The sequence below is a fragment of the Roseburia sp. AM59-24XD genome (genome assembly GCF_003478445.1).
GTDB lineage: Bacteria > Bacillota > Clostridia > Lachnospirales > Lachnospiraceae > Jutongia.
On the sequence record NZ_QUET01000025.1, the window covers coordinates 1 to 15922 of the forward strand.

At 44.9% G+C, this 15922-nt stretch carries 15 protein-coding genes; 13 read left to right on the top strand and 2 right to left on the bottom strand.

Going from position 1 to position 15922, the window contains the following annotated elements; translation table 11 throughout:
* Positions 1-21: 21 nt before the first annotated feature.
* The 7 genes from DXA20_RS12045 to DXA20_RS12080 all read left to right on the top strand — a co-directional run bounded on the left by DXA20_RS12045 (position 22) and on the right by DXA20_RS12080 (position 7758).
* Entirely contained in the window at positions 22-741 is a 720-nt protein-coding gene (locus tag DXA20_RS12045) for a hypothetical protein (protein ID WP_118561071.1), read from the top strand.
* A 116-nt stretch (positions 742-857) separates the two neighbouring features.
* A complete protein-coding gene (locus tag DXA20_RS12050; protein ID WP_118561073.1) occupies positions 858-1349 on the top strand; it encodes an NUDIX domain-containing protein in 492 nt (163 codons plus the stop codon).
* 141 nt (positions 1350-1490) lie between these two features.
* Entirely contained in the window at positions 1491-1673 is a 183-nt protein-coding gene (locus tag DXA20_RS12055) for a type II toxin -antitoxin system TacA 1-like antitoxin (RefSeq protein ID WP_118561075.1), read from the top strand.
* Entirely contained in the window at positions 1660-3678 is a 2019-nt protein-coding gene (locus tag DXA20_RS12060) for a HaeIII family restriction endonuclease (protein WP_118561077.1), read from the top strand. Before DXA20_RS12055 ends, DXA20_RS12060 begins: the two co-directional genes overlap by 14 nt.
* A 13-nt stretch (positions 3679-3691) precedes the next feature.
* Entirely contained in the window at positions 3692-4162 is a 471-nt protein-coding gene (locus DXA20_RS12065) for a hypothetical protein (RefSeq protein ID WP_147403748.1), read from the top strand.
* Positions 4163-4267: 105 nt separating this feature from the next.
* Complete coding sequence (locus DXA20_RS12070; protein WP_243100644.1) at positions 4268-4675, top strand: winged helix-turn-helix domain-containing protein; 408 nt, start codon at positions 4268-4270, stop codon at positions 4673-4675.
* A gap of 479 nt (positions 4676-5154) precedes the next feature.
* A complete protein-coding gene (locus DXA20_RS12080; RefSeq protein WP_118561081.1) occupies positions 5155-7758 on the top strand; it encodes a leucine-rich repeat domain-containing protein in 2604 nt (867 codons plus the stop codon).
* 75 nt (positions 7759-7833) lie between these two features.
* On the opposite strand, the gene DXA20_RS12085 is transcribed toward DXA20_RS12080, so the two are convergent.
* Both DXA20_RS12085 and trmB read right to left on the bottom strand, forming a co-directional pair.
* Positions 7834-8391: a DJ-1 family glyoxalase III gene (locus tag DXA20_RS12085; protein ID WP_022307288.1), complete on the bottom strand. Its 558-nt coding sequence runs from the start codon at positions 8389-8391 to the stop codon at positions 7834-7836.
* 81 nt (positions 8392-8472) lie between these two features.
* Complete coding sequence (gene trmB / locus DXA20_RS12090) at positions 8473-9153, bottom strand: tRNA (guanosine(46)-N7)-methyltransferase TrmB (protein WP_022307287.1); 681 nt, start codon at positions 9151-9153, stop codon at positions 8473-8475.
* A gap of 253 nt (positions 9154-9406) precedes the next feature.
* On the opposite strand from trmB, the gene DXA20_RS12095 reads away from it, so the two are divergent.
* The 6 genes from DXA20_RS12095 to DXA20_RS12115 all read left to right on the top strand — a co-directional run bounded on the left by DXA20_RS12095 (position 9407) and on the right by DXA20_RS12115 (position 15900).
* Positions 9407-9991 carry a ferritin-like domain-containing protein gene (locus DXA20_RS12095; protein ID WP_118561083.1) on the top strand — a complete coding sequence of 195 codons (585 nt, stop codon included), beginning with the start codon at positions 9407-9409 and terminating at the stop codon, positions 9989-9991.
* 302 nt (positions 9992-10293) lie between these two features.
* Complete coding sequence (locus tag DXA20_RS12100; RefSeq protein ID WP_147403749.1) at positions 10294-11988, top strand: hypothetical protein; 1695 nt, start codon at positions 10294-10296, stop codon at positions 11986-11988.
* A 52-nt stretch (positions 11989-12040) separates the two neighbouring features.
* The gene (locus DXA20_RS12105; protein ID WP_118561087.1) at positions 12041-13765 is read left to right on the top strand and encodes an ABC transporter ATP-binding protein; all 1725 of its coding nucleotides are present in this window, start codon (positions 12041-12043) and stop codon (positions 13763-13765) included.
* A 154-nt stretch (positions 13766-13919) separates the two neighbouring features.
* A complete protein-coding gene (locus tag DXA20_RS16230; RefSeq protein ID WP_022307283.1) occupies positions 13920-14096 on the top strand; it encodes a hypothetical protein in 177 nt (58 codons plus the stop codon).
* On the top strand, positions 14093-14770 hold the full coding sequence (locus tag DXA20_RS12110; RefSeq protein WP_022307282.1) for a response regulator transcription factor: 678 nt from the start codon (positions 14093-14095) through the stop codon (positions 14768-14770). Before DXA20_RS16230 ends, DXA20_RS12110 begins: the two co-directional genes overlap by 4 nt.
* Before the next feature lie 119 nt (positions 14771-14889).
* A complete protein-coding gene (locus DXA20_RS12115; protein ID WP_118561089.1) occupies positions 14890-15900 on the top strand; it encodes a sensor histidine kinase in 1011 nt (336 codons plus the stop codon).
* The last annotated feature ends 22 nt before the right edge of the window (positions 15901-15922 follow it).

Here is a 15922-nt window from a genome sequence, read left to right on the forward strand (position 1 = left end):
TGTATGAGGTAAAACATAGATTTGAGTTTTTTCGACTTTGATTCTAGTGAGAAAGTAAAATATAATAAAGAGGTTTTTTATAATATTAAAGGATATGTTGCCAGAATATATGACAATAATCAAAAGTCGGAGATTAAGGCTTTTTTGTCTATGTTTAGAAGAGCTATTATTTCTGGAAAACTTGATTTTGATGAAGAGGAGAAAATTGATTTAAAAACACATACAATAGCGTATATGTTACAGTTGGCTTGTTTGGAACCGATATTTGCATCGCGTTGTTATAGAGTTATAATTGAGATATTAGATTTAATTAATAAAGATGATAGAAAGGATGAAATTATTACTTTATTAAAATCAAAAAATGAATATATAAATTCTACATATCATGATTCGCTCTTGCAGATATGGCATTATTACGTTTTGAGCAAATATGATAATAAAGCTAATATTAAATGGTTAATAAGTAGCTTTGGTGGAGATGAAATAAATCCTATTATTTTATCAATGTTTGTAAAAGAAGAGAAGGCAGCGAATAAAGAAGTGTTTTGCTATATAAAAGACACATACTCTGCACATGTTCATAAAAAAGAAGAGAAGGATTTTTGGAAGAAAAGCATTATGTTTTCTAAATGGTGGTTGCCATTGCTGATTATATATTTAAGGGATGGAAAGAATTATTATAAATTTTATGAAAGCCAACACTTTCATGAAATTTACAAGAAAATAAAAGAAGATCAATAAATTTGGTAAAAAACATGTTGGCTTGATGGTTGAAATGGTCCTCAAGATAAATGGTAGGAATAAATCTTTGATATGATTGATTAAAGAATAGCCTATAGAACAAAGGAGAATTTAGAATGAATGGTAAATTAAGAAATATGACATCTTTGTATATATTGAAAGATGATAAGGTGTTACTTTTGTATCGTCAAGGAAGCAGAGTGGTTAATGATAAGTGGGTAGGATCTGCAGGTGGTCATTTTGAGCCGGAAGAACTAAATGATGCAAGAGCATGTGTGCTGAGAGAAATGCAAGAGGAATTGGGACTTACCCCGGATGATATATTTGAACTTGAGTTGCGCTATGTGACTTTGCGCAGGTGTAATGGAGAGATCAGACAAAATTATTATTTCTTTGCTAAACTTAGAGATGATGCTGATGTGAATATGCATTCCAATGAAGGAATTAGCCGATGGTTTGATTTGTCAGAATTGAACTCTTTGGAAATGCCGTTTACCTCACGATACGTGATTGATCACTATATGAGAATTGGATGTAAAAATAGTGATTTATATGGTGGAGTTGCGGATGGAGAAAAAGTTAATTTTATAAAAATGCCAGAGTTTTGATTGTCATGGCGAAGATGGTGATAAAAATGTAGCCTAAAAGAATTATTAGAGTCACATAAAAACACTTGTTTGTGCAACAAAGTATTGACATTGCCATACAACGGACTTATGATAGCTATATGAAATGGAGGAACAAATGAGATGAAAAAGTCAATTTCAATTAGTATAAGAGTAAGTGAAGAAGAATTAGAGAAATTCAAGCAGGCAGCCCGATTGGAGGCATATGCATCATATAGCGAGTTTGTAAGAAGAACAGCATTAATAGAAGCAGCCAGAATAATTAAAGAGAATAACGAAGGAGAGAATATCTATGAACATAATTAGTTTGTTTAGCGGCTGTGGTGGTTTGGATTTGGGATTTGAAATGGCAGGATTTGACATTCCGGTTGCAAATGAATTTGACGATAAAATATGGGCTACATATAAAGCTAATCATCCCTCTACTCATTTGATTGAGGGAGATGTAAGAAAAGTGACAAAAGAAGATATTGAACAGTTTATAACTGGCGAAGTTGATGGGATTATAGGTGGACCTCCTTGTCAGTCATGGTCTGAGGCGGGTTCATTAAAAGGGATTAAAGATTCCAGAGGACAGTTGTTTTTTGATTATATTAGAATACTCGAGGAATTTAAGCCTAAGTTTTTTCTTGCAGAAAATGTGAGAGGTATGTTAGCGAACAGACATTCCGAAGCGGTACAGAATATACTTAATCTTTTTGATGAGGCAGGATATGATGTATCGTTTACCCTTGTGAATGCAAAGGATTATGGGGTTGCCGAAGAAAGAAAGAGAGTATTTTATATAGGATTCAGGAAAGATTTAAAGATTGATTTTGGATTTCCTAAGGGCTCTACGAAAGAGGATGATAAGAAAATTACCCTTCGTGATATTATATGGGATTTGCAAGATACGGCGGTTCCATCAGGAGAGAAAAATCATCACAATCCAGAAGCAATCAATAACAATGAATATTACACAGGAGCATATTCTCCGATATTTATGAGTCGTAATAGAGTTAAGGCATGGGATGAACAAGCATTTACAGTGCAAGCGTCAGGAAGGCAATGTCAGCTTCATCCTCAAGCACCTAAAATGGTTAAGGTAGGACAGAATGATTGCAGATTCGTGGAAGGCAAAGAACATCTTTATCGTCGAATGACTATTAGAGAGGTTGCTAGAGTGCAAGGATTTCCTGATGATTTCAAGTTTATGTACGAAGATACCAATACGGCTTACAAAATGATTGGAAATGCGGTTCCGGTGAATCTTGCATATGAAATTGCGGTCGCAATAAAGAAATATTTAGAAGGTAAAGGCTCTGAGGTTGTTGTAGATATTGAGGTTGTGGATGCGAAGGAGGTTAATAAGAGAAAGGTGAGCACAAGGAGTAATGATCAAGGTAGGGCATACGAGCATGCTTGTATGCTGGCAATGTGTGAAAGAATACAGGATGTACGAAATATAAGAATAGTTGATAATTCTAGTTTACATGCGAATGAAAAGGCGTGGAAGCTTATGGATGAAGAGACACAACAGGTATTTATGACTTCGGCGGAAGCTGCTGTTGGTGCAGTAATTAAGATGGAACCTAAAATATTAGAGAATGATAATGATGACTTGATATTGGAATTCCAGCAGGATAGAGCCGGTGTAAAGGGCGATGTTAGAGATATTGTCATTCGTAGAAACGATATTGGATGGGAAATTGGCTTAAGTATCAAACATAATCACGATGCTGTAAAACACAGTAGATTGAGTCATAAGATTGATTTTGGAAAAGAATGGTTTGGTTTGCCTTGCAGTGATGATTACTGGGATGCTGTTAAACCTATATTTGATATGCTTAAGGACAAGAAAGATCGTGGAGTAAGATGGTCTGACATGGATGATAAAAATGAAAAAGTATATGTACCGTTATTACAGGCATTTATGGATGAAATTAACAGAGCATACAAAGAAGATTCGAATATACCACGTAAAATGATTGAGTATCTTATTGGCACAGAGGATTATTATAAGATTGTTAGTCGTGACAATAAGAAACTTACATCGGTTTATACTTTCAATATGCATAATACATTGGATATGGAAAGTGAAGATATGAGATCAGAGACTGTCGTTCCTGTTGTAGAATTGCCGATAAGAATTGAAACAATTCGCTTTAAACAAGGGAGTCGTAATACTGTAGAAATGTTTATGGACAATAATTGGCAATTAAGTTTCAGAATTCATAATGCAAGTACAAAGGTTGAACCAAGTCTGAAATTTGATATACAGTTTATTAAAATGCCGACATCTATATTAAATATAGAGTGTCAATGGCAATAAGGTGGTGTACATTTTGAGAAAAATGCTTTTAAGCTTCAGACCAGAAGTATACGAAAAAATTAAAGCGGGTCAGAAGATATTTGAACATAGAAGAAACTTTCCAGATGAATCTGTGATGGCATATATGTATGTTAGCTCACCAGTAAAGGCGATTACGGGGATTGTATATTTGGGGAAAAGACATTGTTTATTCGACTGGTTGGAAAAGTTTAAAGATGATAGTGATGCTGTTACACGAATAAAAGAATATATAGAAACTTATCATTATAGATATGCAATGGAAATAGAAAAGTTTCAAGAGACATCTCAGATAGCATTAGATGATTTAAGAGAAAATGTTCCCGGATTTGTAGCACCGCAGATGTATATATATTTGGATAATACAGAATTGTTGGAGTATATAGATAGTAACTTGAAAATGGCAGATTTGCAGGTAAAACATTTGTTTGAAAGAATAGAGGCTTGTCAGGTTTGCAAGCACTAATTATGTGTTTGCTAGAGAGGTGAGAATTAACGTTTTATAAAAAAATATGATTGTTATGATATATTGGAATATACATTTTATGCAAAAGGAATAGGAGATGAAATATTGGCTGATTATGAGGGTCAGGTGGAATTTGATGAGACCAAGATGCCAGTCTTTGATGCAGATAATGATGATTTTACATTGACTCTGTATAATCTGAATTATGGACATAATTATATTATGAATGTAAATGATATTCAGGGTGATAACAGGATTGATACTCAAGATGGCGCTCAAGGTGGCATTCAAGATGGCACTCAAGATGGCACTCAAGATGGCACTCAAGGTGGCACTCAAGATAAATTGCAGGAACAAATCTTTGATATGATTAAAGATAATCCTCAAATTTCTACATCAGAAATGGCAACAAAGTTAGGGGTTGGTGTAAGAACTGTGAAGAGAAGAATTAAGCAAATGACGAATATTGTATATGTAGGAAGTGGGTATAGTGGTCACTGGGAGATTAAATAGCGAAGATTTAGGTTGAACCGGAGGTTTGAAATGTATTTTTATGTTAGGCCGTAGGTGGGGGATATAATATGGTGCAATCTATGAAATACAATATCGGAGAAATAGTATGTGTGATCGAAAGACTAGATGAATTGGCATATAACACATATAAACCTATAGTTGAAAATATATGCATAAGAAAAGCATCGGAATTGGAAGTGGAACATTTGTTGGATTATATGGTCGGAATATGTAATAGCGACAGAATGGTTGAGTTATTTAAGCGGGTATGTAGAAAGTATATATATTTATATCCGGAAATAATTACATCAGCAATATACACATACAAAGAGATGTAGCCGTTGCCCTGCTCATTGCTACGATCAGGAACTTAATTGAGAACAATGCGACTACAATTAAGTTCAAGGAAATGATTTCTTTTGAATATGATGGTATAATAGGATAAATCATTAAGAATCAATTCCACCAGAAAGGAGCCCATGAAAATGAAAACACCACACACCTATCTCATACTCCCCCTCCTGTGCTTATTCCTGCTGTTCGCCCCGCTGACAGCCGCAGCCACCGCACAGGCTTCCGGCAGCGTCCGGCAAGCGAATGCGGTCACCGAGGTGACGCTGTACGATATGGACAGTTCATACGCCGAGGTGGTTTCCGTGCCTGCGTCCATGTCGCGGAGCTACCGGATTCCGCAGGACGGGACGGCAACGTACCGGGTTACGTCCGGCAGGAATTGCGTGCAGGTGTCAGCGGATGGACTGGTGACGACTGCGCGGACTTACTGGAAGAAAGGAAATGGTTATTCTTACTCGGTTTCGGAGGGAGAGGATTACGATTACTACACGGTTGAGCCGGGCGATGCGGAAATTACCGTGACCTCCGGAAGTGAGACTTGGACGTTGACCGTGCATGTGAAGGATTACGCCGAGGTTTATGTGGATCATGTGATGGATGCGTACATCACGGCAAATATTACGGCGGATATGAGTGACAGTGAGATTGCGGAGGCGATTGTGAAGTTTCCGGCGCAGTATGATTACAATTACAGATACCAGAGTGCACTCAGCATGGTGATCTACGGAGGCGGCGACTGTTGGGCGAGCACGAACACGATCATCCGGCTGGCAAAGAGAATGGGTTATGATGCTTGGACGAGAAGAGCCAATCAGGATGTCGGGGCAGGCAGTGGTCATGTGAATGCGCTGGTGGAGATCGGCGGCTGTTATTATGAGCTGGAGGCGGGCTATTCTTCCGGAAAGGATGAGAATGGTTTTCGTCCGTATGATGTGAAGAAAAGAAATTCTCTTTTTAGTTACTACACGACATATGAGAAAAAAGCGGTTGTTTATCAGTATGATGGGAAAACGTCCGAGGGAGAGATTGAGATTCCGTCCCGGCTTGGAGGATATCCGGTGACGGCGTTGGCGAAGTCGGCACTGGCGGGAACAGATTTTACGAAGGTGGTGCTGCCGGATACGCTGGAGAAGATTGGTGATTATGCGTTTAGTGCCTGCAGCAAACTGCGGGAGATTACGATCCCGGCATCGGTTGAGGCACTTGGAAACGGTGTGTTTACGCAGTGTGATGCGCTGGAGGAGTTTTCGATTGATCTGGCGAATCCTTATCTTAAGGAAACGAATCATGTGATCTATACGGCGGATGGAAAGACTTTGGTTGCGGCGGCAGGAAGAACCGATGAACGTATTGCTGTGCCGTTGACGGTGGAGAAGATTCAAAGCTATGCGTTTTATAATTGTGATACGTTGAAGGCGATTACGATTCCGGAATCTGTCCGGGAATTGGGAGAGGGCTGTTTTGGCGGCTGTGCGCATTTGAATCAGGTGGAGCTGCAGGACGGACTTGAGGTGATTGGCGCATATTGTTTCCGGGATAATTTTGATCTGTCAGTGATCCGGATTCCGTCGACGGTGAAACAGCTTCAGGCGGCGGCTTTTTATGGAGATTACAATCTGAGAAAGATTTATTTTTGTGGCGATGCACCGGAGTTTGGTTCGCAGATCAGTGGTACATATTATGACCGGGTATTTTACGGATGCGCAAAGGGCATGGAGGCGTACTATCCGGCTGCATACAGCACATGGGATGATACTGTGCTTTCGGATCATGACGGAAACGGTGTTGTCTGGGCGAACTGGACGAAGGGCAGCCTGAGCTCGATTGAGGATGCCGAGGTGACGCTCGATCGTGAAATATATGAGTATACCGGTGGGATTGTCCGCCCGGAGAAGATTACAGTTCGTATGGCAGGAAAGCTTCTGTCCGAGGGAGAGGATTATCTGGTGACATATCCGATTGCCGGAGAATATACGGAGGGAACGGCGACCGTCCTGATTATCGGAACCGGAGTTTACCGGGGCGTTAAAGTTGTAAATTATACGATTCGCAGAGCAGGTAGCGATACACCGGGCGTCACAGAATCACCGCATCCGGGAGCAAGCAGCACGCCGGGAAGTGCCGATCAGCCATACCCGGGGGCAAGCAGCACGCCGGGAAGCAGTGATCAGCCATACCCGGGAGCAAGCAGCACGCCGGGAAGCACCGAGCAGCTATACCCGGGAACAACAAGTACTGCTGCACCGGCAAGAACGATGAGTCCGGAGGAAGAGGAGGAGTTTCTGGCGTGGCTCCTCGGATATTCAAAGCCACAGAGAACGGCGACGCCATCCGCCAGTCCTTCTGCCGATGCAGAGGATGAGGAGGAAGATCCAAACCTTGGAGAGAAGTTCATTTACAAGAATGCGGTGTACTGCGTGACCGGAACGAAACAGGTTTCCTTCTGCAGACCGACGAAAAGCAGAAAGCAGGTGACCATACCGGCGAGCGTTGTGTTCTGCCAGAAGAGATATAAGGTGACGTCGATCGACGCGAAGGCATGTGCCGGGGATACGAAGCTTACCCGGGTTACCATCGGGAAAAATGTGACCCGGATCGGCAAGAGGGCGTTTTGGAAATGCAAGAAGCTTAAAAAGGTTATTTACAAAGGAAAAAAGATAAGGAAGAAAAACATCGGAAAACAGGCATTTTCCGGAACAAAAATAAAAAATCATAAAAGAGTATTGTAAGCCGTTGATGCACGAAATGAACTAAGGTTTAAATTTTGCCCGCTGAATAGCGGGCATTTTAGTATAAAAAAGATTTTAATAAACGTCGTTATAAATAATCGCTTCCTTCACGGCATCAGCAGTCGCTTTATCTTTCAGTGCTGCGATGATGGCTCCCGCAAATTCAATGCAGGTACCCATGCCGCGGCTGGTGATCACGTTGTCGTCTGTGACAACCGGCTGCTTCACATAATCGCCGGTCGCAAGCTTGTCTGCAAACGAAGGATAGCAGGTTGCTTTCTTGCCTTCCAGGATTCCAAGCTCGCCAAGAACGGTCGGAGCGGCGCAGACAGCAGCAACCTTCTTGCCGTTTGCAGCAAATTCCTTGAGCTTTTCGCAGAGAGCGGTGCAGGCGCGAAGATTTGGAGTGCCCGGAATACCACCCGGAAGGATCAGCATTTCTGCTTCCTCAAAGTTGACCTCGGAAAGAGTCTTGTCTGCGGTGATCGTGACGTTGTGGGAACTGGTAACCTCTTTCTGATCTGTGATGGATACCATATCAATGGAAATTTTGGCGCGGCGGAGCATATCTACTACCGTCAGCATTTCCACCTCTTCATAACCGGTTGCCAAAAAAATACATGCTTGTGCCATAATGAATTACCTCCTTTATCATTGAAAAGTTTATTGTCTGATTTTATAAAATTGCTGCGTTCCAAAAGAAATTATATTGTCTTATTCGGCAGAATAGTTTGTCTTGCCGGCTTCTCTGTGACAGACCAGACGGCAGATCGGGTTGCCCTTTTGGAAGAATTTCTCTTCGTATTCGGTCATAACGTTATTCGGTGCCGGACCGTTGGCATGCAGATCGAAGCTGCATTCATCGAGGATCCATCCGGTTTCCTTAATCTCCTCCAGAGAGAAATCGAACAGCGGACGGTTATCTGTCTTGAACTGGATCATGCCATCCGGTGCCAGGAAACGGTCGTACCGCTCCAGAAACTGGCGGGAGGTCAGACGGCGCTTGGAATGGCGGTCCTTTGGCCATGGATCGGAGAAGTTGAGGTAGATTTTCTGAACCTCGCCCGGCGCAAAATATTCGTCAATATCTTCGGCGTCCATGCGCAGAAAAAGAAGATTGTCGCTCTCGAGCTCCTCGCGGTGGTCCAGCGCACGCACCAGAACGCTGGAATATTTCTCGATGCCGATATAATTGATCTCCGGATTCTGACGTGCCATTTCCAGAATGAATTTGCCCTTACCCATGCCGACTTCGATGTGAACCGGATGATCATTGTGGAAATATTCGGCAGCCCATTTTCCTCTGTAATCAGCACCATCGGCACCGTCGGTCTGGATCGTGTATTTGTCTTCTAAAATGCGCTCCTGAGAGCCGGGAATATTTCGTAATCGCATATCAGTCCTCCATCAATAATATATTGAAATAAGCTGCCGGACAGCAATGGTATGGAAATATTGCTATCGTTTTAAATCCTGCAGCATGTCTTTATCCACAAGTAGTTTAAGATAATCGCCGGATAAAGTCAAATTGAAATGCCGCGCATAATTCGTTTTATTTTGGACACACTATCATTGTTATAAGGAAGATTAAGAAAAATGAGGCAACAAGTTGCTCAGAAAAGGAGGCAAGTGTGTAAAAATATTGCTGATGCAATCTTTTTACACAACTATTTGCTTTGGAGTACAAGCAAATAGCTCTGATGGCAGAAGAAAAATCACCTGCGTGAATTTTTCTTCGCCTCTTCGCAACAAGTTGCTCAGAAAAGAGGTAGTTATGGTATTAACAGAAAAAGAAACGGCGGCATTGAAGGATCTGCAGTCACAGGAGAAAATCTGTGCGAAGAAGTATGAGAAATACAGTCAGCAGGCGAAGGATCCGGAACTGAAGAATCTGTTTGAGACGATTCAGAAGGAGGAGCAGAAGCATTACGAATCGCTGGGGCAGGTGCTAGACGGAACCGTGCCGGAATGCGACTGCAATGACAGCAATGGCAAGGATTACACGCCGAAGGCAACGTATATGTCTGATGATAATTCGGAGGATAAGATGAATGACAGCTTTCTGGCGACCGACTGCATCGGCACGGAGAAGCTGGTGTCATCGGAGTACAACACGGATGTCTTTGTGTTTGGCGAGCCGGGGGTGCGCAAGCTTCTGGCAGACATTCAGGTCGAGGAGCAGAATCACGCGGAAATGCTCTATAAGTATAAGACCGTGAACCGCATGTCATAGAGGCAGCTTGCATAAGCAATTGTGCGGTGACGCGCAAAGTGGGTAAGCCCACTTTGTTCCGGTATAGGAAAATGCTCGTAACGTGGTGGAAGCAAGGGCAAAACGCTGGTTTTGCCCTTTTGTTCTTGGACGTATCGTGAATGCTCCGGGGGTAAACACTCCGGGGCGTTTCTACATATATTAAGAAAGTGTTCGCCGGGACTTTTGACACTCCTTTGACGATACCCGTGCCACATGTTATGATTGGGTTATCAATAACGGAGCATGAATGCCGCGTCAGGGGCGGCAGAATGGGGGCACGTATGAAGAAATTTCGATGGGTTGCAATTGTAGTTGGGATGATCCTTGTGGCAGCTATTGTGTTTTGCACGAAGGGAATCCGGCTGGAGCGTGATGAAGGCTCCTCACAGGGAGGGGAGCAGGTGGCAGTACAGACGGAGCTGCCGGCGGAAACGGAGACTACGCCGACCGAAGTGCCGCAGGATGAGACAGTAGATGATCTGGCGGAACAGGTGCCGGAGGATCCGAATCTGACGACGCTCTATGTGTATGATGAGGCGGCAGAGTCGTTCGGACTGCAGGACATGGGCTGGTTTGCGGATATCATGGCAAAGCGGTTCGGTGTGAGATTATATATGCTCAAGCATGTCGCGGCGACAAGGCTGGGCGATGATGTGTACCGAAAAATGGACATAGCGATCTGGGATACAGAGTCATCGTCCTATTATGTACAGGCGAAAGCGGAGGGGCGTCTGGAGAATATTCAGGTGTCGCATATGAAGAACGGAAAGGTAATCTCGATCGGTGTGCGGTCTGTGAATAAGAAGCTGTGCCGTAAGATCGTGAAATATATGAATTCTTCGGAGGCACAGATGGAGGCAACCTACGGTCCGAAGAAGATCTGCTGGTATTACCGGAAAGGAAAGGCGTATCTGACCGAGACGGGTGCGAGATGTATCGTCGATGCAGGCTGTAAGCTGGATGCCGGTCTGTCGGGACGCCGCAGCTTTTCGGAGGGACATTGCCCGATGTCATACCGTCTTGGTGAGATGTCGGACATTGATCCGAAGACCGGGGAGAGCTATGACGTTCTGGAAAAGACACGCCGCGTGGAGACGAAGGCGAAAAAGGGAGACCGGAATGCCGGTAAGGCTACGGCAGCTCCGAACCTTGCCGGGACTGCCAGAAATGACAAAAAGATCGGCAAGGATGTGTCCCAAATATTGGTCACATATAATATGAGAGGTTATCGTGCACTGGGAACGCGGACACTGGATGCATCACAGTTAAAGCAGGTGACCGAGTGGTTTGATGAGCTTAAGCTGACCAAACGTAAGAAGCCGGCGGAGGGGGATTCAGACTACACATCATGGCAGGATACGAAGGATAATTTCATTCACTACCGGTTAAAGGGTGGCAAATATAAGAATGTAATCTATTATCCGCAGACAGAGGTTGTACAGATTGATAAAAAGTGGTATAACAATTCTGTTTCCGTGGAACGGACACCGGCAGACACTTTCGCTAAGGGTGCCGGCAGTGATGGAACTTCATTCTATATTTATGGAAAGAAGTACGATCTGCGGGAGCAGGATGCGAATGTAAAGGCAATCCTGTACTGCGAGGATGTGGGAGCCGATGTTGCAGTGATCTGCCGTTTGAAAAAGGGCGGCGATGCCGCATTTATCTATGACCGCGTGTATCGAAAGTTTATCGCCGAGCGGAAGGGCACACACTTTGCGCTGAGCAGCCGCGAGGATGGCAATACGCTTGAGGACGGCATTTATGTGGATCCGAAGGGTGCTGTCAGAGATTACACCGGCGCACTGTACGGAAAAAAGATTGAACTCAAAAAGGGAGAGAAGATCTGCAGTCTGTATCAGCCGGATGGCAAGACGGAGTGGTGGACGATGATCGCAGATATCAGAGCCAATGATGTCCGCAATATCGAGATCGAGAAAGTGTCCGCTCAAAAGACAACGCCCAAAAAGCAGTGACAGAATGACCAAACAGAACGACAAAATGAAATGAGAAAAAGAGGTAAGGAAAGTGCATACATTAAAAAAGTTTATTCCATATTATTCTCCATACAAAGCAGTGTTTTTCCTGGATCTGATCTGTGCGGCAATGATCAGCCTGATCGATCTGGCATATCCGCAGATTCTTCGGACAATGACAAAGACGATTTTTGCGGGGGAGTCCGCTGCGATATTAAAGGCACTTGTGCCGATCGGGCTGGCGATGCTTGCCATGTACATTGTACAGATGCTTTGCAAATATTACGTCAGTTATCAGGGTCATATGATGGGTGCCAATATGGAGCGCGATATGCGGCAGCAGCTTTTTGATCATTATGAGAAGCTTTCCTTTGCTTATTATGACCAGAACAATTCCGGGCAGATGATGAGCAAGCTGGTGTCCGATCTGTTTGATATTTCCGAGATGGCACACCATGGACCGGAGAATCTTTTTATTTCACTGATTAAGATCATAGGCTCTTTTGTGTTTCTGTTTCTGATCAATGGACGGCTTGCTGTCCCACTTTTGGTACTCGTATTTTTCATGATCCTGTTTTCGTATGGACAGAACAAACGGATGCAGGCAACCTTTATGGATAACCGGCAAAAGATCGGTGATATCAACTCGAGCTTGCAGGACACATTGGCGGGAATCCGTGTTGTGCAGTCCTTTGCCAATGAAGAAATTGAGCGTGAGAAATTTTGCCACAGCAATGAAAATTTTCTGAAATCCAAGAACGCCAATTATCGCTGCATGGGGACGTTTATGAGCGGCAACCTGTTCTTTCAGGGGCTGATGTATCTGGTGACGCTTGTATTTGGCGGCTGGCTGATCGCGAAGGGTCAGATGGAGGTGGCAGATCTTGCCATGTATGCGCTCTATATCGGAATCTTTATCAGTCCGATCCAGATTCTTGTGGAGCTGACGGAAATGATGCAAAAGGGACTTTCCGGCTTCCGCCGTTTTCTGGCGGTCGTGGAGACGGAGCCGGACATTGTGGATGCACCGGATGCCACAGAGCTGACGGACGTGAAGGGCGAGGTGGAATACGACAATGTTTCCTTTCATTACAGCGATGATGACACGCTGGTGCTGGCAGATGTGTCCTTCCGTATTAAGGCTGGCAGATCGATTGCGCTGGTCGGACCGTCCGGAAGCGGTAAGACGACGATCTGTTCCCTGCTTCCGCGGTTTTATGATGTGACCGGCGGCACGATCCGAATTGATGGAAAGGATGTGCGCAGCCTGACGCTGGAGAGCCTTCGAAATCAGATCGGTCTGGTGCAGCAGGAAGTGTATCTGTTCTGCGGCACGATTCGGGAGAATATTGCGTATGGCAAGCCGGGGGCTTCGATGGAGGAGATCATTGACGCGGCAAAGAAAGCCAATATTCATGACTTCATTATGTCCCTGCCGGATGGATATGACAGTTATGTGGGAGAGCGTGGAACCCGTCTTTCGGGTGGACAGAAGCAGCGTATTTCGATTGCACGTGTTTTTCTGAAGAATCCGCCGATCCTGATCTTAGATGAGGCAACAAGTGCACTGGATAATGAAAGTGAGCGCTGGATACAGCACAGTCTGGAAGAACTTGCGAAAAACAGAACGACCATCACTATTGCTCATCGCCTGTCAACCATAAGGAATGCAGACGAGATCTTAGTGGTGGCCGATACCGGTATTGCCGAGCGTGGTACTCATGACGAGCTGCTGGCGTTAAATGGAATTTATGCACATTATAATGAAATGGCGTAATCCGAATGTCAGAAAAACATAAAGTTTTCTTAAGAAAAACGAGCGGATTTCTTAAAGCTTATCTGTTATCTTGATAATGGGAAACAAAAGACGGATGGCGGGCGCTTGCCGGAACGGATCAAAGCGCCCTGCCGCTTAGAAAGGTGCGATCATTATGAAGAGAAGAGGTAACGTAAGAAGCAGCGAGAAAAAGGGAAACGGTAAGAAAGTGGTTGTCAGCATGATCCTGCTGATCGTGGTGGCATGTGTGGCAGTGTACGGAATTGCATTATATCATGGGACGCCGCATGGCAATGATTATATAGAGATGGAGAATGGAAACGCATCATGACGAAGATATTGTTGGTAGAGGATGACCGGGAGATTGTAAAAAACTTAAGCCTTTTTCTGAAGGAGGAGGGCTTTAGCGTGCAGGCGGTCTCCGGCCAGAAGGCTGCCATGGAGCAGATCGAGGAGCATGGTCAGGAGATAGATCTGGTACTTTTGGATGTGTCTCTTGAGGATGGCAATGGATTTGCGGTGTGTGCCGCGATCAAGGCAAACACAGAGATTCCGGTGATCTTTCTGACGGCATCCGGCGATGAGTACAGCACTGTGACGGGGCTTGATATGGGGGCAGATGATTATATCAGTAAGCCGTTTCGTCCGAGGGAGCTGATCTCGCGCATGAAGGGTGTGCTGCGGCGGTGTGGCAGGACACAGTCGGTGTTAGAGCTGGGCGATGTCCGTGTGGACACGCTGGGCGGCACTGTAACGAAGAACGGACAGGAGATCATTCTGTCGGCACTGGAGTACCGGCTTTTACTGGTGTTTATCAATAATAAGGGAATCGTTCTGACACGGAATAAACTGTTGGAGGAAATCTGGGATGCCGCGGGGGAGTATGTCAACGATAATACGTTGACGGTTTATATCAAGCGGCTGCGCCAGAAGATTGAGGATGATCCGCAGGAGCCTGTGCTGATCCGCACGATCCGGGGCATGGGATACCGGGCGGACGCATAAATTAATGCGTTGGCATAGAAAGGGCACACTGGTATTATGGGATAAATTGCGACAAAATATTACGGCAGGACAGAAACGGACACGGTCGTTTGGCAGCAGTACAGAAGTGGGGATAATATATGAAGCTATTTCGAAATCCCGAGATCAAGAGGGAGATTCTTTACTATATAATTGTGTATCTGGCAGGAGCAGCGCTGGCATTCCGGCAGCTTGGCGGTAAGGGCGCAGGAATCGTCCTTCCGGCAGGCGCGGCAGCGCTGGTTCTGCATTTGTGTTTTACGGCGAAACGTTACCGGCGGATCGCACAGATGTCCGAAAAGATGGACAGTATTCTGCATGATGACGGAGAAACGCTACTGCAGGATTGTCAGGAGGGCGAGCTTGCAGTGCTTCACACGCAGCTAAGCAAGCTGGTGCTCCGAATGCGGGAGCAGGCGGGCAATCTTCAGCAGGACAAGATCTTTCTGGCAGATGCACTGGCAGATATTTCGCATCAGCTCAAGACGCCGCTGACCTCGCTGCAGCTTCTGGCAAGCTTTCTGCAGGAGGATGAAGTCAGCACTGAGCGTCGCCGTGAGATTGCGCGTGATATTGTGACATTGCTTGGCAGGATCGACTGGCTGGTGTATGCACTTCTGAAAATGTCGCGGCTGGACGCCGGAACATCCGGCATGAAGGAGGAGACGGTTTCGGTCGCAGAGCTTACGGAGCAGGCATATCAGCTTGTTGCGGTGTCCATGGATCTGCGGGATATCCGCTGGGATTGTCAGGTGGAGCCGGAGACGTCCTTTACGGGCGACATGTCCTGGAGCGTGGAAGCGGTCGGTAATATTTTGAAAAACTGTATGGAATATTCCGAACCCGGCGGGGCAATTCATGTGACGGGAACGGAGAATCCGCTGTATACGGAGCTTGTGATCCGGGACGAGGGCAAGGGGATTGCGCCGGAGGATCTGCCACACCTGTTTGAGCGCTTTTACCGTGGTAAGCAGAACAGCACAGAGAGCGTGGGAATCGGCCTGTCACTGGCACAGAAGATCATCGTGCAGCAGAACGGTACGATACAGGTGAAGAATGCGCCGGATCGGGGAGCGATATTTACGATCCGTTTCTATAAAACAGTGGTATAAGAACGAAAGTGACGAAACTGTC